The 24,723-nt window shown below is 69.8% G+C and carries 20 protein-coding genes; 12 read left to right on the plus strand and 8 right to left on the minus strand.

The window, feature by feature from the left end:
* Positions 1-44 precede the first annotated feature (44 nt).
* Both dnaJ and HUA78_RS11625 read right to left on the minus strand, forming a co-directional pair.
* Complete coding sequence (gene dnaJ / locus HUA78_RS11620; protein ID WP_141641789.1) at positions 45-1,178, minus strand: molecular chaperone DnaJ; 1,134 nt, start codon at positions 1,176-1,178, stop codon at positions 45-47.
* Between the two features lie 175 nt (positions 1,179-1,353).
* Positions 1,354-1,794 carry a hypothetical protein gene (locus HUA78_RS11625; RefSeq protein WP_174457411.1) on the minus strand — a complete coding sequence of 147 codons (441 nt, stop codon included), beginning with the start codon at positions 1,792-1,794 and terminating at the stop codon, positions 1,354-1,356.
* A 158-nt stretch (positions 1,795-1,952) separates the two neighbouring features.
* Between HUA78_RS11625 and HUA78_RS11630 the strand changes: the two genes are divergently transcribed.
* From HUA78_RS11630 to HUA78_RS11640, 3 genes are all read left to right on the plus strand, one after another.
* On the plus strand, positions 1,953-3,716 hold the full coding sequence (locus HUA78_RS11630; RefSeq protein ID WP_174459943.1) for an ABC transporter ATP-binding protein: 1,764 nt from the start codon (positions 1,953-1,955) through the stop codon (positions 3,714-3,716).
* A gap of 140 nt (positions 3,717-3,856) precedes the next feature.
* Positions 3,857-4,234: a hypothetical protein gene (locus HUA78_RS11635; RefSeq protein WP_141641792.1), complete on the plus strand. Its 378-nt coding sequence runs from the start codon at positions 3,857-3,859 to the stop codon at positions 4,232-4,234.
* Positions 4,235-4,272: 38 nt separating this feature from the next.
* Positions 4,273-5,331, plus strand: a complete 1,059-nt coding sequence (locus tag HUA78_RS11640) for a hypothetical protein (RefSeq protein WP_174464945.1) — start codon at positions 4,273-4,275, stop codon at positions 5,329-5,331.
* On the opposite strand, the gene HUA78_RS11645 is transcribed toward HUA78_RS11640, so the two are convergent.
* Positions 5,217-5,870 carry a hypothetical protein gene (locus HUA78_RS11645; RefSeq protein ID WP_141641794.1) on the minus strand — a complete coding sequence of 218 codons (654 nt, stop codon included), beginning with the start codon at positions 5,868-5,870 and terminating at the stop codon, positions 5,217-5,219. The two genes, HUA78_RS11640 and HUA78_RS11645, sit on opposite strands and share 115 nt — an antisense overlap.
* Positions 5,871-6,044: 174 nt before the next feature.
* Here HUA78_RS11645 and HUA78_RS11650 point away from each other — a divergent pair, with 174 nt between their 5' ends.
* The 4 genes from HUA78_RS11650 to HUA78_RS11665 all read left to right on the plus strand — a co-directional run bounded on the left by HUA78_RS11650 (position 6,045) and on the right by HUA78_RS11665 (position 8,143).
* A complete protein-coding gene (locus tag HUA78_RS11650; RefSeq protein WP_141641795.1) occupies positions 6,045-6,269 on the plus strand; it encodes a hypothetical protein in 225 nt (74 codons plus the stop codon).
* A 46-nt stretch (positions 6,270-6,315) separates the two neighbouring features.
* The gene (locus HUA78_RS11655; RefSeq protein ID WP_174457415.1) at positions 6,316-7,077 is read left to right on the plus strand and encodes a hypothetical protein; all 762 of its coding nucleotides are present in this window, start codon (positions 6,316-6,318) and stop codon (positions 7,075-7,077) included.
* 3 nt (positions 7,078-7,080) lie between these two features.
* On the plus strand, positions 7,081-7,644 hold the full coding sequence (locus HUA78_RS11660) for a hypothetical protein (protein WP_141641797.1): 564 nt from the start codon (positions 7,081-7,083) through the stop codon (positions 7,642-7,644).
* 124 nt (positions 7,645-7,768) lie between these two features.
* Positions 7,769-8,143, plus strand: coding sequence for a VOC family protein (locus tag HUA78_RS11665; protein ID WP_174457416.1), 375 nt, complete (start codon positions 7,769-7,771; stop codon positions 8,141-8,143).
* Positions 8,144-8,161: 18 nt separating this feature from the next.
* Here HUA78_RS11665 and HUA78_RS11670 read toward each other — a convergent pair whose 3' ends face one another.
* From HUA78_RS11670 to HUA78_RS11690, 5 genes are all read right to left on the minus strand, one after another.
* Positions 8,162-8,752 (minus strand): hypothetical protein, encoded by a 591-nt coding sequence (locus tag HUA78_RS11670; protein WP_174457501.1) that lies wholly within the window; start codon positions 8,750-8,752, stop codon positions 8,162-8,164.
* Positions 8,753-9,315: 563 nt separating this feature from the next.
* A complete protein-coding gene (locus tag HUA78_RS11675) occupies positions 9,316-10,266 on the minus strand; it encodes a hypothetical protein (RefSeq protein WP_141641799.1) in 951 nt (316 codons plus the stop codon).
* Position 10,267: 1 nt separating this feature from the next.
* Complete coding sequence (locus tag HUA78_RS11680; RefSeq protein WP_174476287.1) at positions 10,268-11,803, minus strand: pilus assembly protein; 1,536 nt, start codon at positions 11,801-11,803, stop codon at positions 10,268-10,270.
* Positions 11,782-12,576: a TadE family protein gene (locus tag HUA78_RS11685; RefSeq protein WP_174476288.1), complete on the minus strand. Its 795-nt coding sequence runs from the start codon at positions 12,574-12,576 to the stop codon at positions 11,782-11,784. Before HUA78_RS11685 ends, HUA78_RS11680 begins: the two co-directional genes overlap by 22 nt.
* Before the next feature lie 158 nt (positions 12,577-12,734).
* Complete coding sequence (locus HUA78_RS11690; RefSeq protein ID WP_174476289.1) at positions 12,735-15,788, minus strand: helicase-related protein; 3,054 nt, start codon at positions 15,786-15,788, stop codon at positions 12,735-12,737.
* Positions 15,789-16,091: 303 nt separating this feature from the next.
* On the opposite strand from HUA78_RS11690, the gene HUA78_RS11695 reads away from it, so the two are divergent.
* The 5 genes from HUA78_RS11695 to HUA78_RS11715 all read left to right on the plus strand — a co-directional run bounded on the left by HUA78_RS11695 (position 16,092) and on the right by HUA78_RS11715 (position 24,591).
* A complete protein-coding gene (locus tag HUA78_RS11695) occupies positions 16,092-17,942 on the plus strand; it encodes an ATP-binding protein (protein ID WP_174459948.1) in 1,851 nt (616 codons plus the stop codon).
* A 263-nt stretch (positions 17,943-18,205) separates the two neighbouring features.
* Positions 18,206-20,062 (plus strand): cytochrome C, encoded by a 1,857-nt coding sequence (locus tag HUA78_RS11700; protein WP_174476290.1) that lies wholly within the window; start codon positions 18,206-18,208, stop codon positions 20,060-20,062.
* Between the two features lie 28 nt (positions 20,063-20,090).
* Positions 20,091-21,254: an FIST signal transduction protein gene (locus HUA78_RS11705; protein ID WP_174476291.1), complete on the plus strand. Its 1,164-nt coding sequence runs from the start codon at positions 20,091-20,093 to the stop codon at positions 21,252-21,254.
* Between the two features lie 3 nt (positions 21,255-21,257).
* Positions 21,258-24,203 carry a response regulator gene (locus tag HUA78_RS11710; protein WP_141641806.1) on the plus strand — a complete coding sequence of 982 codons (2,946 nt, stop codon included), beginning with the start codon at positions 21,258-21,260 and terminating at the stop codon, positions 24,201-24,203.
* Positions 24,196-24,591 (plus strand): response regulator, encoded by a 396-nt coding sequence (locus HUA78_RS11715; RefSeq protein ID WP_141641807.1) that lies wholly within the window; start codon positions 24,196-24,198, stop codon positions 24,589-24,591. The genes HUA78_RS11710 and HUA78_RS11715 overlap by 8 nt, the downstream gene beginning before the upstream one ends.
* Positions 24,592-24,723 lie beyond the last annotated feature (132 nt).

Raw genomic sequence — 24,723 nt, forward strand, 5'->3', positions numbered from 1 at the left:
GGGCGAGCGGCCGGCCGTGGCTCCCCCGCGCACCGCGACTTCGCTCAGCCGAACAGCTCCTTCACCTTGGCGAAGAAGCTCTTGGACTGCGGATGGGACTCCTCACCGGACAGCTCCGCGAGCTTCTCCAGGAGCTCGCGCTGCTTGGAGGACAGCTCCGTGGGCGTCTCCACGACGACGCGCACGTGCTGATCTCCCCGCTGCTGGCTGTGCAGGTGGGGGATGCCCTTGCTCTTGAGCCGGAAGACCTTCCCGGACTGGGTGCCCGCGGGGATGGTCATCTTCACCTTCCCATCGAGCGTGGGGACGTCGATCTTCGCGCCCAGCGCCGCGTGGGTGAAGGAGATGGGCACCTCGCAGAAGACCTCGTACTCCTCGCGCTGGAAGAGCGGGTGCTCCTTGACGATGACGGTGACGTAGAGGTCTCCGGCGGGGCCGCCCCGGTCTCCCGGCTCGCCCATGCCCGTCAGCCGCACCCGCGTGCCGTTGTCCACGCCCGCGGGGATGGCGACCTCAATCACCTCTTCGGAAGGCGTCTTCCCGGAGCCCTTGCAGCGCGCGCAGGGGTCCGGCACCACCGCGCCCGTGCCGCCGCAGTCCCCGCAGGGACGCGACACCGCGAAGAAGCCCTGCGTGTAGCGCAGCTCTCCGCTGCCGCCGCACGTTCCACACGCGCGAGGGCCCGCGCCGCTCTTGCTGCCCGAGCCCGTGCACGTCTCACACTTCTTCGGCCGCGGAATCGTCACCTTGGGACGGCTGCCGAACGCGGCCTCCTCGAAGGTGATTTCCAGGTTGTAGCGCAGGTCCGCGCCACGCGAGCTGGTGCGGCGCCCCCCCCCCCGGCCACCGCCGAAGATGTCGCCGAAAATCTCGCCGAAGATGTCGTTGATGTTGACGCCCTGGAACCCACCGCCGGCGCCACCAAAGCCCTCGAACGGGTTGCCCGAGTGCCCGAAGCGGTCGTACTTCGCCCGCCGGTCAGGGTCACTGAGCACTTCGTAGGCTTCCGAGGCTTCCTTGAACTTCTCCTCGGCCTCGTTGTTTCCCGGGTTGCGATCCGGATGGTACTGGAGCGCCACTTTGCGAAACGCGCTCTTCAGCTCCTGCGCGGAGACGGTCTTCTGGACGCCCAGGATCTCGTAATAGTCGCGTTTCTGACCGGCCGCCGCTGCTGGCATTCGCTTCAACCCCTGGAATTTGCTGGACTTTTTGACGCCGCGAAAAACTCTGAGTCACTATAACGCAGCGGAACGCGCCAGCAATCCAAGGGGCAAAACCAAGGCCGCCCGGGGGCCATGGAGGCCACCGGGCGGCTTGAAGAGAGACGGGGCGGTCAGGGTAGGGGCGGGAGGACTAGACGGTCCACACGCGGTTGGCGGTCAGCTCCATCCGGGCCAGCCTGCGTTTGAGCGCCGGATCCACCGCTCCGTTGGACGCCCACTTGGGCACCACGAAGTGCAGCTCCGCGTTGTAGAGCTTGGCGGCGCTGGCCAGCAGGCTCCACCGGTTCTCCGCGGTCGGCTCGTCCACCATGCCCGGGGTGACAATCTCCAGGATGATGGGCGTGCGCGCCGAGTCGGACTGGCGGCAGGTGAAGTCGGGACGTGCGTCCTCGATGGTGCCCGACAGGATGGGAGGCGGCATGAATCCAGGGAGACGGGCCTTGATGTCCGTGTACCCGATGGTGCGGAAGTACTCGGCCATGAGCCACAGGAGCCGGCGACGCTCCTCGTCTTCAACCACCGGCTCGCAGCCCGGATTGAAAAGGACCTCTTTTTCGTTATTGGTGTCCATGGCTCCCCTGAACCTGTCCGCAGGGACGGAGGGGGGCAACGGAACGGGCCTGCCTGCTGATGACGGCTGGTGGGAAAGCAGGCGGCAAGGCACGACGTTTCACGTCCCTCTAGACTTGGACCTCTTGGCGACTCGGTGACAGAGTCCGCCGCCAAACAGTGGCTCCTCGTCCCTCCCCACACGTCTACCGCCGACTCCTCGGCTACCTGCGCCCCTACCGCCGGCTGCTGGCGGCGGGTGTCTGCGCGTCACTCGTCGCCGCCGCGGCGACCTCCGCGTATGCCTGGGTCGTCGGGCCGCTGTTGCGCGCGGTGCTCACGGACCAGCCCGTCACCGTGGCCGGGGTGTCGCTGCCTGGCGACGTGTTGTTGCGGCGATTGCCGCTGGTGGTGGTGGCGCTCGCGCTGGTGAAGGCCCTGGCCCAGTTCCTCCAGGGTGGCCTTATGCAGCGGCTGGGCCAGCGTGTCATGGCGGACCTGCGCGGTTTTCTCTACGGGCGACTGCTCGGCCAGCCGCCCGCGTTCTTCGAGCGGCGACACTCCGGTGAGCTGTTGTCTCGCTTCACGTCGGACGTGCCGTTGGTGGAGTTCTCGATAACGCAGGCGTTGTCATCGTACGTGAAGGATGGGCTGCAAGCGGTGGCCCTGCTGGCGACGTGCTTCCTCATCGACGCGAAGCTTTTCCTCTTCACGTTCATCGTGGTGCCGGTGACCGTGCTGCCCATCAATCGCTTCGCCCGCTCGCTGAAGAAGGTCGCCGCCCGCTCGCTGCAGAGCCTGGGCGCGCTGACGTCGCTGACGGCCGAGCAGCTGCAGAACCTGCCAGTGGTGCAGGCCTACGGCGGGCAGGCACGCGCGCTCGAGTCCTTCGACGTGGAGGCGGACAAGTACCTGGGCGAGATGCGCCGCTCGCTGTTCCTGCGCGGCGCGGTGAGCCCCACGGTGGAGCTGCTCGGAATCGCCGGCGTGGCCATGGCGGTGGCGTGGGGCGCGCGCGCGGTGTCCGCGGACCCCGAGCTCGCGGGACGGCTCTTGTCCTTTCTCGCAGCTGCGTTGCTGTTGTATCAGCCGATCAAATCCCTGAGCGGCACGCTGTCCCAGGTGCTCACGGGGCTGGCGGCGGCGGAGCGGCTGTTCGCCATCGCGGATGAGCCCTCGCCTCCGGACACGGGGGATGCGGCCCATCCGCTGTCGCAGGCGCTGGTGCTGGAGGGCGTGAAGGCCACGTATCAGGACGGGCGCGAGGCGCTGCGGGGCGTGGACCTGGTGGTGCCCGCGGGCAAGCGCGTGGCGTTGGTGGGGCCGTCGGGCGCCGGGAAGACGACGCTGTTCTCCGTGCTGCTGGGGTTTTTGCCGTCGTCGGGCGGACGGGTGCTGTGGGACGGCGCGCCGCTGGAGTCTCTGAAGCCGTCGAGCGTGCGCGGACAGGTGGCGTGGGTGCCGCAGGAGCCGGTGCTGTTCTCCGGCACGGTGCGCCACAACCTGCGGCTGGGCCGGCCCGAAGCGACGGACGCGGAGTTGTGGGAGGCGCTCGCGCTGGCGCACGCGGAGGACTTCGTGCGCGCGCTGCCTGGAGGGCTCGACGAGTCCGTGGGCGAGCGAGGCAGCCGGCTGTCGGGCGGGCAACGGCAGCGGCTGGCGCTGGCGCGCGCGTTCCTGTGCAAGCCGTCGGTGCTGCTGCTGGACGAGCCCACCAGCGCGCTGGACGCGGCGAGCGAGGCGGCGGTAGGCGCGGGGCTGGAGACGCTGATGCGCGGCCGCACGGTGCTGGTGATTGCACATCGGCTGTCCACCGTGCGCGACGCGGATGTGATTGCCGTGGTGGAGGAAGGCCGCGTGGTGGAGTCAGGCACGCACGCGGAGCTGCTCGCGCTGCGGGGCCGCTACCTGCGGCTGCTGGGTGAAGGCGCCGTCGCGGCGTAGCGACGGCGGCGGCACGACGGGTTCTCGTCCACTCAGACGTTGATGGCGACCGCGCGGGCCTGGCGGAAGCGGACCCGGGGACATTCCCCCACCGCGCCGCTTGCCTGCACACGCGGGCTCTGCCAGCGTTCCCCTGTCTGATGCGTCATCGGGAGCCCTTGTCCCTCAACGCGTTGCTGCTCGTGCCCGCGCTGGCCCTCGCGGCCCTGGCGTGTGTGGCCGTGTCCGCGCGCCACCTCGCGCTCGCCGCCGCGGCCACCGGCACCCTGGTCCTGGTCCCCATCGTCTTCCGATTGTGGACACGCACCTGGTACCGGGGGCTCGTCGTGCGCGGCGCCGGCATCTTCCTCATCGGCATGCACGTCCCGCTGCTGCTCGCCGGCGCCCTCGCCTACAGCCGCATCGGCTGCACCGAAGGCGACTGTCCCGGCCTCTACCTGCTGGGTGTGCTCGTGTCTCCTGTCGCCGGAGCCCTCTCCAGCGTCGTCTACTGGCTGGTCGGTCGTCCCCCAGTCTGAATTCCAAGAATTACCTGGAGAGACTAGTCTCTCCTGGAATGCTTGTTACTCTGCGGCTCCGCTTCATGCCCGGGCTCTCGGTGGCCTCGTCCGTGCCCGTTACCGTGTTCCTGTGGTGCTTCACGCTCGCACCCCTGCTGCACGGTCCCGAGGCCCTTGCGGGCACGGTGGATGCCGCCGGTCCCTTCGCCGCCGTGGTGGCGTTGGCCCTACTCATTGAGTTGCCCCTGCTGTCGCTCGCGCTGGCCGGCACGGGGCTGGGGCGGCGTGTGCCGCTCGCCGTCATGTTGGGCATGGCCACCCTCCCGTGGATGGTGGGGCTGCTGGGCACGGAGGTCCTGGTGGGCCGCGCCATGTCCGGCCTGACGCGCCTGTCCACCCAGGCCACGGTGCTGGACGTCGCGACGAGCACCGGCCACGCCATGGCGCCCCGGCTGCTGGGTGCGTGGACGAGCGCCGCGCTGCTCCTGGGGCTCGCGCTGGGGCTCGCGCTGGCGCGCTTTGGTCCGTCGTGCGCGGAGGCAGCCGGAGGGCGCAGGCGCGGCCGGGGACTGCTGCTCGCCAGCGGGGTGACGGCGGCGCTGGGCTCGGTGGCGGTGGTGGGCGCGCTGGAGGCGCGTCACTTCCTCGAGATGCTCACCGGGCTGGGACAGGTGCCCGAATCGGCGCGTGAGGAGTGGGTGGCCACGGGCATGGAGGCGGCCACGCGACTGCGTGAGGTGCGCTGGTTGTGCACGTCGGTATTGGCGGTGCTGGGCATCATGCTGGTGGCGCGAGGCAGTGGCCGCGAGGCCTCACGTCCCACGCCTCGCTGGGCCCCCCGGCTGGTGCCCGCGGCCGCCGTGACGGCCCTGCTGGTGATGGATGTGCACCCGGTGCAATCCGTGGCCGAGAACGCGCACATCACCCTGCCCCGGAACCGGGGCGCGGTGCCCACCACGCTGGACATGCTGCGGCTGCTGGGGCTCGACGTCGCTCCGGCTCAGAGCAGCCAGATGAGCAACAGGACTCCGGCCACCACGCCCACGCCGAACACGACGAGCATGATGACCCCCTCGGAGCCACGAGCTTCCGGCGGCGTCACCTCCTCAGGGTGAGGCGCGCCATGCACGTATCGCAGGGGAGCCGCCGGCGCGAGGGCGGGCGCGGGTGACGGCGCCTCCAGCGAGGGCAGCGTGGGCTCCGACGGACGCTGCGCCTCGCGCAGGATGATGCCCGCACCCGCCATCTCCAGCCCCTCGCGGGCCAGCGCCAGCACGCGCTGCATGTGCAGGATGTAGCGGTCCTGCCCGGTGTACGTGCCCATCGCCTGGGCGGCTCGCACCAACCGGTGGGGAACCAGTTGAGGGTCCGCCTTCACCACGGCCGCCGCGGGACGGGCGCGCTCACCTTCGGACTCCACGCGGCCGGTGCGCACGCCCTCGCCGCTGGCCCACATGTAGTGGTCCTCCAGCAGCGTCAGCTCCTGCCGCCGCACCCGGCCGTCCGAGTCCACCTGGGACATCAGCTCCGCGCCGTCGGTGCCCATGTGCCAGACGGTGCGCAGGCCATTCTCTCCCGGCGGGCCCTCCACCGCGTGAACGCGGGAGAGTGCTTGCACCGCGGTCTTCAACGTCTCGGGCGAGGACTCGGCCATCAGGAGCCGGAGACTAGGGGCGTCGGGTCGGAAACGGAAGGCGGCCGTGCCCACGCCCGCTCGCTCCCACCCGCTCCCGTGTCCGCGTCCGCCTGCCCAGGTTGAACGACGAAGCACCGGGCGCGTGCGCCAGCGGACATCTGGCGTCAGAGCGCCTCCGCGCGGAGCCCCACCATGGCCATCATCATCCCCGACGAACCCCTGGACACCCCCTTCACCGTTCCCGGCAACCGCGCCGAGGTGACGGGTGAGCCGGACGAACACTTCCTCACCGCGCAGGTGAGCTGGGACGGCGAACGCCAGCACGGCGGCGGCTACGTCCCGGAGGACTTCGAGTGGACCTCCAATCCCAAGGAGCGCCAGGACGCGCTGATGGGCGAGTGGCCCGAGGAGCACTGATGCCGCGTGCGCTCGGCTGTCCGCCGGGGTAAGCGTCCCCGCCGCCATGAGCCGCTCCAAGGACAGAGGTGCCGATTTCACGCGCGAGTTCGAGGGCGCGCAGACACTCGACGGACTGCTGGAGGTGTCCGGCAGCCCCTGCGACACCGCGGAGGTGCTCGCCCGCATGCAGGCGGCCCACGCCGAGGGGCGCCCGCACAGCGACGTCATCCCCGGGCTGTTCGAGGAGGAGCCGCGCTTCCCCTCGCCCGACATCGCCCGGCTGCTGTACCAGAACCTGCTGGGCCTCTGGGACCTGGTGGAAGAGGGGCGCGCGGTGCGCCTGGAGGACGGCCCCCGGCCGCCCCGGCCGAAGAAGGTCAAGGCTCCCCTGCCGCAAGCCTTCCACCCGGACGAGCCCACGGGCGAATTCGTCGAGGCGGCCTGGCGTTACCTGGAGGACGACGAGAAGGCGCGCACGCGGCTGATGCACTCCTTCGAGAACCGGCAGGATGCCTTGCTGGGCGCGCTTGACGCCGCGGGGCTCACGGACGAAGGATACGGAGTCGCCCGCCACCTGCTCTTCGAGCTGTACGCCATGCTGGAGCTGGGGTGGTCGCCGGGAGTCGCTTCGGTGCGCTCGGCGGCGCTGGTGGCGGACACGACGGCTCCACCGGTGCCCCAGTCCCTGCGGACGTATGCGGACGAGGCGCTCTTCGAGGCGGAGCAGGACGAGGAGCAGCCCCTGACCGCACAGGAGCTGGAGGCGGTGCGCACCCTCGTCCAAAGCGGACTCGCGGCGCTCTGGGGCGCACGCAAGGGGAGATGAAGGATGGCCAAGGACAGGGACGACAACGGCGGCGGCGGCTTCTCCGGGAAGCGCGACAAGACGTGGCGAGAAATCGACGCGGGGCGCGCCAAGGGCAGCAAGTACCACTCCCGCCAGGATGACCCCGCGCAGCAGAAGATTGAGCGCAGCGCGAGCTACCAGAAGTACAAGACCGCCGCGGATGCGCTCTTCACCGGCGGCGAGCTTCCCGAGGGACTGGCGAAGACGTTCGACCCAGAGGGCAAGCGCAAGGCCCAGAAGCAGGCCATGCAAAAAGTCACGGAGTCCGAGACGCGCGCCGACTGGGTGAAGGCCGTGGTGGACTACCTGGAGAAGTACCCGGAGCTGCCCGAGGACGCGTACTTCCTCGACAGCCTGTTGGACCATCCGCGCGAGCGCATCGTCGACAAGGCGCTGGCCCGGCTGGAGGGACTGGCCGAAGAGGGCAAGCTGCCGAAGAAGGTGCCGCAGAGTCTGGACCAGCGGCTGAAGTCGGTGGAGCTGACCAGCATGGACCCCGACATGCAGGGCCGCGCCAAGACGCTGCGCGAGAAGCTGCGCGCCTGAAGCAGGAGGCCGCGAGCGGGCGTTGGACGCCGCGCCGTCGCGAGCAACAAACCTGACACAAGGCTGACAGGAACAGAGGTCATGGTGACTCCCATCGGCACTTCCGCCGAGCTGGAGACCTGTCATGGCCCACCGACTGAACTGGTTCGAGATTCCCGTCGTCGACCTGGCGCGCGCCACGCGCTTCTACGAGTCCGTCCTGTCCACCACGCTGAAGGTGGAGGACTTCCACGGCACGCGCATCGCCGTCTTCACCCGGAAGCAGGAGGGGGATGTGACGGGAGCGCTCATCCACTCGCCGCACATGCGTCCCTCGCTGGAGGGGAGCCGGGTGTTCCTGGACGCGGGCTCCGATTTGGATGGCGCCATCCGCCGTGTCGCCCAGGCGGGAGGCAAGGTGCTGGTGGAGAAGACGTCCATCGGGGCCCTGGGGTCGTTCGCGGTGTTCCAGGACACCGAGGGGAACGCGGTGGCGCTTCACGCGCACGCGGGGCACTGAGGGCTCGGGGTGGGCCGTCTACCGCGCGGGGGAGCGGCCCCGATGGACGAGCACGACGGAGCGCAGACCGCCCTCCGCGGGCTCGTGCACGATGCGCAGCTCTTCGCCCGAGCGCGTGTACACCGTCATGTCGCCGTCCTCGCGGCGCCAACCGTCGCGGCGCAGCGCCTGGGCGTAGAAGGCATCCACTTCGCCCGCGGACATGGGCACGAGGAAGGACAGCGTCCTCGAGCCCTCGTCATTCACACGCAAGACCTGTCGGGCCCCTGGGGGCAGTGACGCGACATCGCCCTCGGTGCCTGGTTCACGGCGCAGGGTGTGGTTGGCCTCGCCCAGGTAGACGAGCGTGACGCCGACATCCTGTGGCTGGAGGATGACGGTGAAGGTGATGCCCCGGTACATGTCGATGGCGGTGAGCATGGCCGCGCCGCTCGCGAGCTGGGGTTGCTCGGCGCCTGGAGGGACATGGAGGCCGCCGGCACGGAAGGCATCCGCGAAGCGCTGGATGAGGTCTTCCGCGCGCTCCTTCACCACCACCGCGCGAAGCACCACCGGCACGCCGCCCGCTTCCACCACTTCACTCGCGTCCACCTGTTCCAGGACGCGCATCGACGGCCAGGCGAAGCGGGGCGCGCTGTCCGGCGATGGCGCGCCCGTGGGTGCGCTGCTCGGGCCGGCTCCAGACTTGGGGCTCGTGGGCACGGAACCGGGCTTCGTCGCTGTGCTCGCGCCTGCTTCTACTTTGGGACTCGGAGAAGCAGCGCTCGACTTCGCGGCATTCGCACTGGCTTCAACCTTCGGAACCGCGGACGAGGCGCGCAACTTCTCCGCGCTCGCACCTGCCTCCACTCTTGGACTCGAAGTAGGTGTGCTCGACTTCGCTCCGCTCGCACCGGCTTCTACCTTGGGACTCGGAGAAGCAGCGCTCGACTTCGCGGCACTCGCACCCGCCTCAAGCTTCGGACTCGCGGACACAGCGCTCGACTTCGCCGCGCTCCCACCTGTTTCCACCGTCGGGCGCGCGGGCGAGGAGCCAGCCTTCGCGGCCTTCGCACCAGCTTCAACCTTCGGACTCGCGGACGCGGTGCTCGCGCCCTCCTCCGGCTTGGAGTTCACGGGCGCGGCATGCACGGCGGCCACGCTCAGCAGCACCAGCGCGGCGAACACGGACCTCACCGCACCCGCACTCCGCCCAGCCACCGGTTCTGCCGGGCCACGTTGTACGGGCGATTCAGGTTCGGCGCACTGAAGGGCGTCGTCTCCCAGACCGACTGGCCACCCGCGTGCGTCCCACCGATGTTCTCCTGATAGCGGTCCTCCTCGCCCCGGAAGCTCATGAAGAACTGGTCCTCGTTCACCGACTCCGAGCCCACCAGCGCCGCGAGCGCCGACCCCGCCCCACCGCCTCCACCATTCGTCCGGTACACACGCTCCGCCCAGAGGTAGTAGTCCCGATTGCCGCAGACCGCCCCACTGTTCATGCTCAGCGGACAGGCCCGCCCCTCATCCACCGTCGACAGGCCCCAGTCATCCAGGAACAAGCCAAACCGTCCCCGGCACTCGCCACCCGTCGCACGCCCCGCCGCGCACACCCGGAAGGTCGCCGCCGCGCGCCGCTGCGACGCCTGGAAGAAGCTCGGCTCCATGAAGCGACCGATGCGCTCGGCGCGAAGCTGCGTGGACGCCGTGCACCGCATCCCCTCCGACAACACCCGCATGGACGCCAGCGGCCCCTGTGCATCCGCCGGCCTCAGCGTGGGCACACCGTCGGGCAGCTCCGCCTCACAGTCCACCCGGATGGGCTGCGCGCGCGCAATCGCCAACTGGAGCGGCACTCCACCCGCGCCATCCATACGGCTGCGGCCGTCGTAGTCCACATAGCGGCCGTTCGCCTCCGCCAGGGCCCCCGTCACCGCCGAGGGGCGCTGCCACTCGCGGTCCTCCGGGTCGTGCATCACACGGCCCGTCGCGTTCCACATCGCGAAGTTCGCGGCCTCCTGCACCTTCAACGTCAGCGCCCCCACCTCCGCGAAGTAGATGCCGAACAGGAGGATGGTGATGAACACCATCAACCCCAGCGACGTCTCGATGAGGGACTGTCCTCGTGCCGCTCGCGAGCGCATGTCAGTACCCCGCTCCCCGCCGGCTGCCGCCGCGATACCCCGCCTGCTCCAGCTCCCTCAACACCCGCCCGTGCTCGGCGAAGCCCGCCGCTTCCAGGCTCGCCGCGGGCCTGTCATCCGTGGAGCCCTCCGGACTCACCAACGTGGCGCGCCAGAACGGGTTGAGGAAGTTCGGCGGCTCACGCCATCCACCCCCCTGCCCCGCCGCGCGCGGCCGGTGGTAGTAGACGATGCCCGCCGACAACGCGACCTGGTTGCGCTGCACGCTCTCACGCCCCGTGGGACGCGAGCGCCCCAGCGGAATGGCGTTGTCGAACTCCGTCGTGTTCTCCGCGGAGAACTTGAACCGGAAGAAGAGGTTCCACGGGTCCGGGCTCCGCCGCCGCGCATCGCTGCCGTAGTCACGGTGCAGCACCGAGTACAGCTTCGGCTGCCCATAGTGGTTGCCCGCGCCCCGCTGCAGCGAGTCCACGTTGTAGCCCATGGCGAACGGCCAGATGCCCGGGCAGGAAACACAGGCGCCCAGCGTGTGCCGCTCGAACAGCGGCTCGCCGGCCTCCGGCGCCTGACCGGGCGGCAGGCGCAGGCCATACACGTGCTGGTCCTCGGGCGTCTGCTGCTCGTCGGACATCACCCACGCATCCGTCACCGGCACCGGAATGGGGGGCGGGTTGCTGGCACACCGCGTGGGCAGGATGGCGGTCGCATGGTCATGCCCCGAGGAGTTGCGGCCCGACACGGTGGTGTACGTCGAAGGGTCCATCTCCGCCGCCGCGCTGTAGCGCCGGAAGGCCGCGGACCGCGCGGCCCCGCCCGTGCCAAACCCCGCGCCGCCCGTGGGCCGGTTGTGCACCCACGTCCACCCCAGGCTGCCCATGGTGGCGTTGAGGTGCGCCGACGTGCTGCCGCCCACCGCGCACACCGCGCCACTGCCACACCCGCCACCGCCGCGTCGCACCGCGTTCATCAGGTCTTCGTGGTTGGGCACCGCGTCGTCGCCGTTGAGCTCCTGGAAGCTCTTGCCCGAACCATCCGGCGTGGCCTCCAGCTCCGGGTTCGCACCCCGGGCGATGCGCAGCGCGAGCCGCTGCTCGGAGATGTGCTCGCGCAGCAGGTGGCCGTAGATGTTCAGCCCCGCGCGGTAGAGGTTGCCCGCGCTGCCCTGGAGAATCTTCACCTGCGTGGCGGCGGCCTTGTCCATCAGCTCCCACACCACCGGCGTGAAGACGGGCGTGCAGACCAGGTGGGCCGCGTAGACCTGGCTGCTGCGGCTGATGAGCGCCTGCGTGCCGGCCATGGCCACCATGTGGGCCACCTGCGCGCGGTTCATCACCGAAATCGCGTTGAACGTGCGCGCCGTCGCCACCGCCTGGCTGTACGCCGCCGCGTCCGCGGCCATCTGGATTTCGACGCGCTCCTTGGCGCGCATGCCGAAGCCCAGCGTCATCAGCACCATCAGCGCGAGCAAGAGCAGCGTCAGCGCGAACAGCACGAGGGCCTGCCCTCGCGAGGTCTTCAGAAGCCGGTAACGGGACATTCGGCACCTCGCGAGAAGTTGTCGGCCATCACTGGCGTCATCATCCGCATCGCCGCGTGGACCTGGATGGGGAAGACGAAGTGTCCCCGGTTGCTCCACGTCACCATGCGCTCGTCCAGCGCGCCACCCGGCCAGTCATTCGGCCCGAGCGGCGGCGCCTCGTCGTTCCACCAGTCCGAGCGCTTCTGCGCCGGCATCAGCGGATTGGTGGCCGTGTAGTTTCGCAGTCCGAAGTGGGCCAGGAACATCCGGCTCATCACCCAGTTCGCGAAGGGGATGCGCATGTAGTACCAGGCCACCATGCGGATCTCCAACGTGCGGTTGTCGAGCGCCGCGTCGTTGTCCGTGGGCTGGTCGAAGAGCAGGTCCTCGTTGCCCGCGAGCGCGTTCACCCACGCGGGGTCCGGCGAGTCGCGGACAATCTCCACCATGGGCCCGTTGAAGAGGTTCCCGTAGGAGCTCATCACCCGGTACTCGTTGTCCCGCCGCATCCGGAACGCATCCGCCAGAACCTGGGGGCTGTCCGTGCGGACGATGGACGGCAGCATCGTCACCATCGCCGCGTGCATCATCGGCAGGCAGTCACCGTGATTGAGGCTGCCCGCCCGCACCGCCCGGTACACCGCCACCTGCGCGAGGATGCGCGCCTGCAGCATCATGAAGAGCTGCAGCGTCCCCAACACCAGGAACACCACCAGCGGGAGCGTCAAAGCCGCTTCCACCGCTGCCTGTCCGGATTGCTTGGATGTGGGTGACGTGGCGCGGGGAACCATACATCACTCAATTCCCTGAATCTTGTTGATTGAGGAATCGGTCAAGTGGACCGGTAACCAAAGTCAGTACCCAGTCCCACTGTCAACGACACAGTGGGACTGTCTGCATCAGCGAATTGACACCTCGCGTCACAACTTCTTTCCCGCCGAGAGGATTCTCAGCGATTGATGACGAACCCGCAGGCGGAGTCGAGAGTCACCTTGGACCCACTCAGGGCCTGGAGCAACCGCTCGTAGTGCGAGTGTTCGGCGCCGAGCTGGGCAGCGAGAGCATCGTCGGACAGGCCCTGATGGTCCAGGGACAGCCGGAGGCGCTCCAGGGCGGAGTCCCGCTCGGCTTCAATGGCCTCGCGCGCGGAGGTGGTGAGCTTCGCAAGGGCCGCCTCGGCGCCCCGCTGGCCCACCGGCACCGCCGCGTCCACGAAGGCGTCGAAGCCCGGGAAGGCGCGTGACACCTCGTCGCCCTTGAGCGACTTGCCATCGGCCTCCAGCGCGGGGATCAGCGAGTCCTCCACCTTGGGCCCCGCCGCGCCGCCATCCACCACGGCCACGTGCAGCAGGGTGCGCTCCAGGAAGCGCGCCAGTTGACGGCTGGGCACACGCGCGCCCGGGGAGGTGTCCTCCGGCTCCGGGAGCTGCACGTGGTAGAGCAGCTCCACCCCACGCGCCTTCAGCGGCCCGCGCTTCTCGATGAAACGAAAGGCGCTGCGCCCATAGGGGCCGTCGCGCAGGAAGCCGAAGAGGGCCTCCACCAGGGGATGCCCGGTGGCGAAGTACTCCAGCTCCTCCGCCTCCACCGCCGTGTCGCGCCAGAAGGTGCCCAGCCGCGTGTGGTCCTCCATGACGTCCAGCCCCGGCAGCCCGTCCACCTTCAGCGCGTGACCGAACTGGAAGGCCACCTGGAAGGCCTCCACCTGCTCGTCGATGTCCACGCCAATGCCCACCCGCCGCGCCAGCTCCGCGACGGTTTCCTCCAGTCGCTCGTCCAAGTCCCGGGCGACGCTCCACAGGCCGTCCTCCACGCCGGGCGCCTCGCCGTCCTCGTCCTCGTCGGGCTCCAGGCCCATCCGCTCCTGCGCGCGCTTCACCAGCCGCTCCACCGCGGGCCGGTCGAAGCTGCGCACGTCCAGCAGCGGGTCATACGCGCGCTTCACCTGCTCGCGCGCCGCTTCGACCTTCGCCTTCAGCTCGGCGGCGTAGGACACGCGCGCCTCGCGCGGCAGGAGCGCCAGCTCCGCGAGCCGGTCCTCCACCTCCTCCAGCACCGCGTCCAGGCCGCCCACCGTCTCGCCGAAGACACCGACGGCGTCCGCCAGCAGCGTCAGCACGTCCGACGCCAGCGTGCCCGCCGAGTCGAAGACGTGAATCTCCACCGGGTGCGTCTGGCCGATGCGGTCCAACCGGCCGATGCGCTGCTCCACCGTGGCCGGGCTCCAGGGCAAATCGTAGTGGACCAGGTGGTGCGCGAACTGGAAGTTGCGGCCCTCGCCGCCGACCTCGGTGCACAGCAATACCTTCGGACCTTCCGGCCCCCGGAAGCGCGCCACCTGCCTGTCGCGCTCCAAGAGCGGCAGGTCGCCGTGGTAGCCCAGCGCCTCCACGCCCTCGCGCCCCAGCTCCGCCTGGAGCATCTCCAGCGTGTCCCGGCTCTCCGTGAAGACGAGCACCTTGGCCGCGGGCTCCGCCTTCCACACGCCGCGCAGCACCCCCAGGAACGCGCCGAACTTCGCGTCGCGCGAGGGCAGCTTCAGCACCTCTGACTGCGCCTTCAACACCGGGTTGGACCGCACCGCGCCCGCGAAGGCCGCAGGACTCGACTCCAGCCGGCGCAGCACGTTGCCCAGCGGCGCGCCCCGCAGCGTGCCCGCCGCCAACGTGGCGAGCGCCGCGTCGCGGACCTTCAGCTCCTCCGCCGGCAGCGTCACCGGGTGGCGATGCAGCCTGCGCGTGGAGAAACCACCCACCACCGCACGGCGGTTACGCACAAGCCTGTCGCTCAGGCTGTACGTCTCCGCCAGGTGCTGGAGCAGGGCCTCCGGCTCCTTGAGCGTCTTGAGCCGCGCGTCCTCGGGGAAGCGCTTCGCCAGCGCCTTCACCGCCGCGTCGGGCTTGCCCTTGCCGCCCTCCATCAGCGCGCGCACCGCGGTGGACAGCTCCTCCTGGCGCGCCAGGCGCTCCTCGAAGCCCGCGACGCTGGGCGCGGTGGCCGCGTCAATCAGCGTGAGCAGCCCGTGGTACTCGGCGGGGTCCAGCTGCATGGGCGTGGCGGTGAGCAGCAACAGGCCCCAGGAGTTCTTCGCCAGCACCCGCGCGGCCTCGAAGGCCCGCTCACCCTTGAGGTGGTGCGCCTCGTCGATGATGACCAGGTCCCAGAACGCGCCTTCGGCGCCGAGCTCCTGGCGGTGCTCCTCGCTGCGGGAGAGCAGCTCCAGGCTCGTCACCACCAGCGGGAAGCGCGCCCACGGGGAGACATCCGGCACCTCCTTGAGCGACTGCGCGTAGCGGTCCGAGTCCATCAGCGTGAAGAGCTGGTTGAACTTGTGGAACAGCTCCACCAACCACTGCACGGTGAGGTGGCTGGGCGCCACCACCAGACACCGACGCACGAGGCCCGACAGGCGCAGTGCGCTGAACACCATGCCCGCTTCAATCGTCTTGCCCAGGCCCACCTCGTCGGCGAGCACGAAGCGCGGCCGGCGGGCGGACAACACGCGCTGCACCACGCCCACCTGGTGCGGCTTCACCATGATGCGGCTGGCCAGGAGCGCGCCCAGCGCGTCACAGCGGCGCTCGTCGTCCAGGACCAGGGCCTGCTTGCGCAGCGTGAAGGCGCGGGCCTCACCCACGCGGCCCTCGCGCAGCGTGGACAAGAGGTCCGAGCGCGGGGGCAGCGCGCGCACCTCCGACTCCGGCAGCTCGTCCTCCTCGCCCGTGTCCGCGTAGCGCAACACGTAACGGCGCAGGCCTCGCGCGCCCGGCTCCTCGGCCACGACGAGGGCCAGCCGCCCCTTGTACGTCAGCACCGGCTCACCCGGTGGCAGCGGATACGACACCAGGGCGCCGCCCTTGGTGGACACCAGCACCGGGGCGTCCTCCCGAGCGGGGAAGACGACGAGCGCCTTGGCGCCTTCTTCCTGGAGCGACAGCAGGTGTCCCACACCCCATTCGGGCTGCGGGAGGTAGCGGACCTTCAGACCTTCGACGAGGGACATAGGCGGTGCGGGACGACCCGAGCAAAGAGGGGGTCCGCCTCATAACCCCCTGCCCTGGCGATGGCCATTCCTGATGGGCCCCCGCGCCCGCCACGCAACACCCCCAGTTGTCGCGTCCGACGCGCGCCGACCCCGAAACAGGGGTCCCCGCGTGGTCCAACTTCCACCCTGGGAGAGTCACGAAGCGCCCTGGGGCGACTCAGACTTTGTCCAACCGGGCAATGTTCCCGCTCCCTCACATCAGGGATGCTGGACGTCGCCTTCCTGATGCGGGTTCCCGCTAGGGATGGGGGGGAGTGCCACATGATGCGACGTTGGACGTTCGCTCAGCGAGTCGGGGCGGGTGTGTCCGCCTGCATGCTCGCCGGTCTGCTGCTCCTCGTGACACTCCTGTCCGCGGTGCACGGACTGCTCACACATACGGAGACCACGCACGTCGCGCTGCGACAGGCGCTGCTGGCCGGCTGCGTGGGCCTTGCCGGCGTGGGCGCGCTGGGCTTCGTGCTGCACCACGCGCTCGCGCCGCTGCACGCCCGGCACGAGCACAGCGAGCAGCGCTTGCGGCTGTTGATGGAGGCGGTGACCGACTACGCGCTGTGCTTCCTGGACCCCAACGGCCGCGTCACCGCGTGGAACGCCGGCGCCGAGCGCCTCACCGGCTGGGCGGAGATGGACGTCACCGGCGGCACGCTGGAGCCCCTGCACCCCGAGGACGCGGTCGCCGCGGGCGTGCATCAGGCCCACCTGGAGCGCGCCGCGCGCGAGGGGCGCCTGTTGTCCGAGGGCTGGCGCGTGCGCCGCGACGGCTCGCGCTTCTGGGCGGAGACGCTGCTCACCGCGCTCTGGGACTCGCGCGGCCACCTGCGGGGCTTCGCCGAGGTGACGCGCGACATCACCGAGCGCCGGCGCATGGAGCGCGCCCAGGCCCTCTTCGCCGAGGCGGGCCGCGTCCTCCAGCCCCTCTCTGGCGCCCGTGAAGTGGGCGAGGCCCTCACGCGCCTGTGCGTGCCCGAGGTCGCCGACGCGTGCATCCTCTTCCTGCCCTCCGCGGACGGCCAGGTGCGTCCCCAGGCCGTGGCGTGCGCGGACGCGCAGGCGGCCAGCCGCATGTGGGAGCCGCTCCTGCGCAGCCCGCACGGCGACGAGGTGGGCCCCCACCATGTGGTGTGCACGGGCCGCGTGGAGCTGCTGCCAGAGGTGGACGCGGAGCGACTGCCGCAGGCGCTGGAGAGCACCGCGCACGGGGAGCTCTTGCGCGTGCTGGGCGTGACGTCCTCCCTCACCGTGCCGTTGGCGGTGGGCCCGCGCGTGCTGGGCGCGCTGTGCCTCTTGTCCACCGGCGCTCGCCGCTACGGCCAGGTGGACCGGGCCTTCATGGAGGAGCTGGCCGCCCGGGCCGCGCTCGCCCTGGACAACGCGCGCCTGCTCGCGGAGACCCAGGGCGCGCTGGAGCTCATCGGCGTGGCCGCGCATGACCTGGGCAACCCCCTCAGCTCGCTCCAGCTGAGGCTGCGCCGGCTGCGCCTGCTGGATGTCACCGCGCACGAGCCCCGCATGCGGGACGGCCTCCTCGGCGCGGAGAGCGAGGCGCGCCGCATGGGCCGGCTGCTGCACAACCTGCTCGACTTGTCGCGCCTGTCCGCCGGCCACATGACGCTGGACCGCGAGGACATGGACCTGGCCGCCCTGGTGCGCGAAGTGGCCGAACGCCACGCCGAGCAGGCCACCGCCGCCGGCTGCGCCCTCACCGTGCGCATCCATGAGGACGACACCTCCGGGCAGTGGGACCGGCTGCGCCTGGACCGCGTGGTGACGAACCTCCTGAGCAACGCCCTCAAGTTCGGCCACGGCCAGCCCATCGACCTGAGCGTCCACGGCGACGCCACCCATGTGCGAGTCACGGTGAAGGACGCGGGCCTCGGCATCGCCCCCGGCGACCAGCAGCGCCTCTTCCGCCGCTTCGAGCGCGTCCACGGCGAAGGACATCACCACCCCGGCACCGGCCTGGGCCTCTACATCGCCCACCAGCTCGTCGAAGCCCACGGCGGCTCCATCCTCCTTCGGAGCCGAATCGGGGAAGGCGCGGAATTCACCATTGAACTTCCCAGGACGCTCCAGGGCAGGTCCTGCCTTCCCCTACAAGTCAGCGCCTGACCTCCTGTAACTCCTTCAGTGAATTGCGAAAATTCCGACACTTGACGCCTTCCTGGGTTTGAGCCCAGCGGATTATTTTCCTAGAAGTTGAAGGCATCTGTTCAATCCAGATATTCTTCGTACGGCTAAAAAGGCTCGAACCGGGGAAACCCGGAAACGGGAGAGACCCGGCCCACATCGTCCCCCCGACGAAGGGCTACAGGGTCCACTGGCCGGGGCGCCAATGGCGGCGTCCGAAACCACACGTACGAGGAGATTCACCCATGGGTGGACTTGGAGCACCCTGGTCCCAGCGCGAGGCGTGTACGCACCGCCCGCTCGGTTACCCCACGACCAGCCAGACGTTGCTGCTGGCGGCGGTGACGGGGTTGCTGGTGGCCTGCGGCGGACCGGACCTGGACTCGCAAGAGGCTGTCGCGGTGGACGCGCTGGAGTCGGAGGCCCAGGCGCTGTCGGGCCGGGACGACTCGCGCCGCCCGCGCCCCCCCGAGCCCGTGGGTCTGGCGCTCGAGGTGAAGAACGGCCAGGGCGAATTGGTGCGCGTGCGCGCCGGCGGCACCTTCTTCATCAGCCAGATTGATATCCGCGCCACCGTCCAGGCGCTCGCGGACCACAAGGACTTGAAGACGCTGCGCACCACCAGCGACTTCGCCGGGCTGGGCTGGTCGGGCGTGCGCGCGGTGGACGAGGAGCCGGTGCTCCTGGGCGGGCCGACGGGCTTCACCCGCCGCCGCTTCTACCGGGGCGCGGCGTGGATGGACGTGCCCAGCTTCTTCACCGTGGAGCCGGTGGACTCGCGCGGCCGCCTCACCGGCCTGCCCGTGCTCCTCAACATCGGCGCCGAGCACCAGCGCCGGGACCGCACCGACGACTTCTTCATCCGCCGCCTGCGCGCCATCCACACGACGACCGACTGCCGCGCGCCCAACGACTGCACGGGCGCCAGGAGCTTCGAGGAGGAGGCGCTCGTCGAGGTCCGCAACGCCTACGAGCACGCCAAGCAGCGCACCCTCAAGCTGACCTCCGGCACCACCTCCCTGCGCCTGCGCTGGAGCCTGCGTCCCTTCGCCCCCTACTCCATCCCCGTGGAGCAGGTGCAGAACCCGGACTATGCGTACGGCTTCGGCATCGACGTGGCCGCCCTCACCCCGCCGCGCCACGACGGCACCTACGCGCCCGGGTCCGAAATCACCTTCCAGGTCACCCTGCGGGACGGGGAAGGAAAACGGCTTCACCCCTCGGGAAGTCTGCCGTCCTACAATGAGGTCGCGCCCGTCGGCGGAAACGCGGCGGGCATCCAGTACTATCGGGCCTTCTTCGATGCGACGACGACGTACTACCGCCGCAAGCACCGGGAGCGGATGCTGATGACGCAAATCATCGGCCCCGCACAGAACATCCAGCCCATCCGCTCCATCATCGACATCGACGCGTTCCTGGACCCGGAGGTCGATGAGCAGGTGGTCGCCACCGAGGCGCGCGATGGCGTCTTCTCCCAGTTCGCCATCCTGCCCTTCGCCAACATCGTCTTCCGCGGCGCGTTCTTCCCCAGCGAGGGCCTCTGGGACCGCCCCAACACGGACATGTGGCAGTACAAGATTCCCGCCGACGCCACGCCGGGCACGTACCTGGTGACGGTGAAGGGCCGCCGCGTGTACCTGGGCGAGGACGTGCCGGGCTCGCGCACCATCGAAATCCAGGTGGGCACGAAGAAGCGCACCGAGGCGACGCTGACGACGGGCCCGTGCAACAGCTGCCACAGCGAGGGCGGAGAGCTGTCCGAGGTGCTGCACGGCAACGACAACCGCGCCGCGTGCAACGGGTGCCATTCGCCGCTGGGCTTCGAACTGGAAGGCCCCATCTTCGTGCGCACGCACTTCATCCACTCGCGCTCCAACCGCTTCGACGCGCCCCTGGAGAAGTGCTCCTCCTGTCACCTGACGAAGGAGAGCATCCAGCGCACCAGCAAGGCCGCGTGCCTGTCGTGCCACACGAGCTACCCGGACAGCCACGTGGCGAAGTTCGGCCCCATCGAGAGCATGTACGTCGGGGGAGGCAGAGAGTCCTTCCAGCAGTGCACCGGCGCCTGTCATACCGAGCACCCGCGCGCCGGCCTCTAGCCGCCGCCAGTCCCCCCGGAGGTCCTTCATGGCACAAGTGAAGATGCAGACGGCTCGCACCACGTTGAAGGAGCCCGAAGCCGCCGCGGAGGACCTGTTGAGCCAGCTGGGCGCCATCAAGCCCGTGCTGGTGACGATGTTCGCCTCGCGGGACAGGGACCCGTACGCCCTGAACCGCGCGGTGCGCGCGCGGCTGCCGCCGGGCACCCGGCTGGTGGGCGCCACGACGGCGGGCGAACTGGACAACACCGGCATCCACGAGGGCAGCGTGGTGTTGTCCGCGCTCTCCGGCGACCTGGAGGTCGGCCTGGGCCTGGGCACCCAGCTCTCCGTGGATGCGATTTCAGCGGGACAGGTGGCCATCAGGCGCGCCTGCGAGGATTTGGGCGTGCGGCAGCAGGACCTGGACCCGCGCCGCTACGTCGGCCTCGTCATCGACGACGGCTTCCGCTACAAAAAAGAGGAGCTGCTGCTCGGCATCCTGGAGCGCAGCCAGACGCTGGTGCTCGTGGGCGGCGGCGCCAGCGACGACAACCGGGACCCGGCCAAACAGTCCGCGCTGGTGCACGTGGACGGCGAGGTCGCCACCGACGCGGTGCTCGTCGCCCTGTTCCGCACCAGCGCCCCCTGGGCCGCGCTGCGCTCGCACTGGTACGTGCCCACCGGCGAGAAGCTCACCATCACCAAGGTGGACGAGAGCCACACGCGCGCGCTCGAAATCGACGGCCACCCCGCCGCGAAGCGCTACGCCGAAATCCTGGGCGTGGAGGACGTGCGTGACTTGGAGTTCGGCACGCCCCGGGGCTTCGCGGTGCGCCCCACGGCGCTGCGCGTGGGCCGCGAGTACTTCATCCGCGCGGCGTGGAGGCCCCAGGAGGACGGCTCCATCCTCTTCGCCAACCTGCTGGAGGAAGGCACCGAGCTGGAGCTGATGAAGCTGGGTGACATGGCGGGAATGACGCGGAGCTTCTTCACCGAGGAGATGCCCCGCCGGGTACACAACCCCCAGGCCGCTCTGCTGTTCCACTGCGGCGGGCGCATGTGGTACGCGCATGCGACCAACTCCGTGGCCGAACTCGCGGAGACCCTGAAGGCCGCACCCACCGCCGCTGGGATGAACGTGCACTTCGAAATCTACTCGGGGTTCCACATCAACACCACGTTGACGACGCTGGTGTTCGGGGCGAACTGAGCCATGGCCACCTCCCTCACCTCCTCCGTCCCTCCGACGGACACCGCCACCCTCCTGCTCGTGGCGAGCGAGCGCGAGTGCCAGCGCGTGGAAGAGGCGCTCGGCCACGCGGGTGTCGTCGCCCGGACCGAGCGCGCCACCAGCACCGAGGCCCTGACGGCCGCGCTGGGGCGCTCCTGGTCGCTCGTCGTGTGTGGCTCGGAAGTGCCGGGCCTGGGCTTCGCGGAGGCGCAGGCGCTGTGGCGCCAGCACTCGCGCGAGCTGCCCTTCGTCGTGCTGTCGCGCGACTGGAGCGACGACACGCTGGAGGCCAGCACCCGCGCGGGCGCTCGCGACTACGTCAGCGAGGACCGCTTCAACCGGATGGCGCCCGTGCTGCGCCGCGAGCTGCCCCTGGCCGGGGACAGGCTCCGCCATGACGCCACCGCGGAGGAGCTGCACCGCACCAACTGGATTCTGGGCAACATCATCGACGCCCTGCCCTTCGTCCTCTTCGTGAAGGACGCGGCGACGCGCCGGCTGGTGGTGGCCAACAAGACCTTCGCGGACGCGTTCGGCGTCACCAAGGAGTGGCTGCTCGGCAAGCTGGACCACGACTACTTCCCGCAGGAGCAGGCGGACTCGTTCGTCGCCATCGACTCCGACATCCTCGCCACCAAGAAGATGCGCTCCTTCGAGGAGGTGGCGCGCGCGGGCGGCGTGGACCGCATCTTCGCCACGCGCAAGCTGCCGCTCCTGGATGGCGGAGGCGAGGCCCGCTACGTGCTGGGCGTCACCGAGGACATCACCGAGCGCAAGCAGAACGAGGAGATGCTGCGCGCGTCCAAGGCGGAGCTGGAGGCGGCCAACAAGCAGCTCGCCGCCAGCCTGGAGGAAATCAAGCGCACGCGCGCCGTGTCCGCCCGCTCGCTGGCGTCCTACCAGCAGCGCGCGCTGCAGATGGAGATCATCCGCCAGCAGAACGAGGACCTGGACCGGCTGGCCCAGGAGCTGGCGGTGGCCAAGCGCAACGAGGAGGAGCGCGCCCGCGAGGCCGAGGCCGCCGCCCGCCTCAAGAGCGAGTTCCTGGCCAACTTCAGCCACGAAATCCGCACGCCGCTCAACGGAATCATCGGCTACTGCGACCTCTTGATGCGCGAGGAGGGCTCGCGCCTGACGGCCCACGGCCGCCGCGACTTGAACGTCGTCAAGACGAACGCGAAGACGTTGCTCGCGCTCATCAACGACATCCTGGACCTGTCCAAGATTGAAGCGGGCAAGGTGGATGTCGTCACCGAGCCGGTGGACGTGCAGGAGCTGGCCGACGAGTGCATGGCCACGGTGAAGGAGTACCTCAAGGGCAAGGACGTGGCCCTGACGACGCACATCGACGGCCAGGCGAGCATGCTGCGCACCGATGCGCTGAAGCTGCGGCAGATCATGCTCAACCTCCTGAGCAACGCCGCCAAGTTCACCGACACGGGCGAGGTCGCGCTGAGCCTGGTGCCGTCCGGCGACGAAGTCGTGATGACGGTGGAGGACACCGGCGTCGGCATCCCCGCGGACCAGCTGCCCTTCATCTTCGAGAAGTTCCGCCAGGTGGACGGCTCCACCACCCGCAAGGTCGGCGGCACGGGCCTGGGCCTGGCGATTGTGCGCGAGCTGTCGCGGGTGCTCGGTGGCACCGTCAACGTGGTGTCCACGCTGGGCCGGGGCACCACCTTCACCGTGCGCCTGCCCAACACGGCGAACCGGCCGACCAGCGCGCCTCAGGTGGCCCACGAGCGCGGCGTGCCCGTGGCGGAGGTCGCCCAGCACGTGGGCGCGCTGGCGCAGCCCGGCAGCACCGTGCTGGTGGTGGATGATGATCCGCTCATCCAGCAGCTCGTCACCGGCCAGTTGGAGCCCGCGGGCTTCAAGGTCGTGGTGGCCGAGGACGGCATCGCCGCGCTCAAGCGCGCCCGGGAGCTCAAGCCCCAGGCCATCCTGCTGGACATCCACCTGCCCAAGCTGGACGGCTGGTCCGTGCTCAGCCAGCTCAAGGGTGACCAGGCGCTGGCCAGCATCCCCGTCATCCTCATCTCCGTGGAGGAGCAGCGCGCCCGAGGCTTCTCGCTGGGCGCGTGCGAGTACCTGGTCAAGCCGGTGGAGCCCGAGCGCCTGGTCGAAGTGGTGCAGCGCTGCCTGGGCCAGCCGTCGGGGACGTCCGCTGGCGTGGGCGAGGTGCTGGTGGTGGACGACGACTCCGCCACGCGTGAGCTGGTCAGCCGCAACCTGCGCCGCGCCGGCTTCTCCACCGCCGAGGCTCGCAACGGCGAGGACGCGCTGCTCAAGGCGCGCGTCTCACCGCCGTCGCTCGTCGTGCTGGATTTGATGATGCCCAACCTGGATGGCTTCGAGGTGCTGCGCCGGCTGCGCGCGGAGAAGCTCCAGGTGCCCGTCGTCGTGCTCACCGGAAAGTCGCTCACCCACGAGGAGGAGTCGCTCTTGCGCGACGGCTTCGCGGGCTTCGTGAAGAAGGGCGGCCATGCGCTGGAGGACGTCATCGCCCAGGCCAAGGGCCTGCTGTTGTCCCAGCGTGCCGCCAGCGCCGGCAGGCTGCCTCGCATCCTGTATGTAGAAGACAGTGCCCAGAATCGCGACATCGTCCGCCGCTACCTGGGCGGACTGTTCGAGGTCATCGAGGCGGAGGACGGAGAGCATGGACTGGAGCGCGCGACGCGCGACAATCCGGACCTCATCCTGATGGACCTCTCCCTGCCACGACTGGATGGTTGGGAGGCAACACGTCGCTTGCGTGCGGTACCCTCCGTGGCCAACGTGCCGGTCATCGCGGTGACGGCTCACGCGGGGCGGGAATATCAGGACAAGGCACACGCGGCGGGCTGCACCGCGTACCTCACCAAGCCCCTTGATCGTGACCAGTTGCTCGAGATGATCCGCAAGCATCTAGGGAGAAGCCATGGCTGAAGAAAAAGCACGCGTCCTGGTGGTGGACGATGACCCGGACCTGCTCGACCTCGTCCAGCGCTCGCTGAGCTCCTATGGGTTCGAGGTGCTGACCCACACCTCGGCGCTGGGCGTGTCGAATCTGGTGAGCGCCTCCGAACCAGACTTCGTCCTCATCGACGTCAACTTCCCCGCCCTCAAGGGCGACAAGGTCGTCAACCTCGCGCGCCAGTACGCGTCCGCGAAGACGAAGTTCATCCTCTACTCGGCCTCGGACGAGTCGAAGCTGCGCTCGCTCGCGCTGGCCTCCGGCGCGGACGGCTACATCTCCAAGAGCGTCCAGGGCGAGGAGCTGGCCAACCGGCTGCGCACCTTCCGCCTCAAGCCGCGTCCGCCACCGGCCACCTGAGCCGTTGTCCTTCCGTGCTCCGGGCCACCCAACGGCCCGGGGCACGGGCACCCGCCGTACCCACCGTCGTAGCGAGCCACGTCCGCTGTCCCAAGTCGGGCACGTCTCCTTCGCGCTCCCACCTCTGAATGC

Source organism: Myxococcus sp. CA033 (assembly GCF_013336625.1).
Lineage (GTDB): Bacteria > Myxococcota > Myxococcia > Myxococcales > Myxococcaceae > Myxococcus > Myxococcus llanfairpwllgwyngyllgogerychwyrndrobwllllantysiliogogogochensis.

Coding starts and splice junctions, on each gene's coding strand:
- HUA78_RS11700 (WP_174476290.1), top strand. CDS start 18,206: ATGGGTGGACTTGGAGCACCCTGGTCCCAGCGCGAGGCGTGTACGCAC.
- HUA78_RS11625 (WP_174457411.1), bottom strand. CDS start 1,794: ATGGACACCAATAACGAAAAAGAGGTCCTTTTCAATCCGGGCTGCGAG.
- HUA78_RS11640 (WP_174464945.1), top strand. CDS start 4,273: ATGCTTGTTACTCTGCGGCTCCGCTTCATGCCCGGGCTCTCGGTGGCC.
- HUA78_RS11690 (WP_174476289.1), bottom strand. CDS start 15,788: ATGTCCCTCGTCGAAGGTCTGAAGGTCCGCTACCTCCCGCAGCCCGAA.
- HUA78_RS11645 (WP_141641794.1), bottom strand. CDS start 5,870: ATGGCCGAGTCCTCGCCCGAGACGTTGAAGACCGCGGTGCAAGCACTC.
- HUA78_RS11710 (WP_141641806.1), top strand. CDS start 21,258: ATGGCCACCTCCCTCACCTCCTCCGTCCCTCCGACGGACACCGCCACC.
- HUA78_RS11660 (WP_141641797.1), top strand. CDS start 7,081: ATGGCCAAGGACAGGGACGACAACGGCGGCGGCGGCTTCTCCGGGAAG.
- HUA78_RS11675 (WP_141641799.1), bottom strand. CDS start 10,266: ATGCGCTCGCGAGCGGCACGAGGACAGTCCCTCATCGAGACGTCGCTG.
- HUA78_RS11695 (WP_174459948.1), top strand. CDS start 16,092: ATGATGCGACGTTGGACGTTCGCTCAGCGAGTCGGGGCGGGTGTGTCC.
- HUA78_RS11705 (WP_174476291.1), top strand. CDS start 20,091: ATGGCACAAGTGAAGATGCAGACGGCTCGCACCACGTTGAAGGAGCCC.
- HUA78_RS11655 (WP_174457415.1), top strand. CDS start 6,316: ATGAGCCGCTCCAAGGACAGAGGTGCCGATTTCACGCGCGAGTTCGAG.
- HUA78_RS11635 (WP_141641792.1), top strand. CDS start 3,857: ATGCGTCATCGGGAGCCCTTGTCCCTCAACGCGTTGCTGCTCGTGCCC.
- HUA78_RS11670 (WP_174457501.1), bottom strand. CDS start 8,752: ATGCGCGTCCTGGAACAGGTGGACGCGAGTGAAGTGGTGGAAGCGGGC.
- HUA78_RS11715 (WP_141641807.1), top strand. CDS start 24,196: ATGGCTGAAGAAAAAGCACGCGTCCTGGTGGTGGACGATGACCCGGAC.
- HUA78_RS11680 (WP_174476287.1), bottom strand. CDS start 11,803: ATGTCCCGTTACCGGCTTCTGAAGACCTCGCGAGGGCAGGCCCTCGTG.
- HUA78_RS11650 (WP_141641795.1), top strand. CDS start 6,045: ATGGCCATCATCATCCCCGACGAACCCCTGGACACCCCCTTCACCGTT.
- dnaJ (WP_141641789.1), bottom strand. CDS start 1,178: ATGCCAGCAGCGGCGGCCGGTCAGAAACGCGACTATTACGAGATCCTG.
- HUA78_RS11685 (WP_174476288.1), bottom strand. CDS start 12,576: ATGGTTCCCCGCGCCACGTCACCCACATCCAAGCAATCCGGACAGGCA.
- HUA78_RS11665 (WP_174457416.1), top strand. CDS start 7,769: ATGGCCCACCGACTGAACTGGTTCGAGATTCCCGTCGTCGACCTGGCG.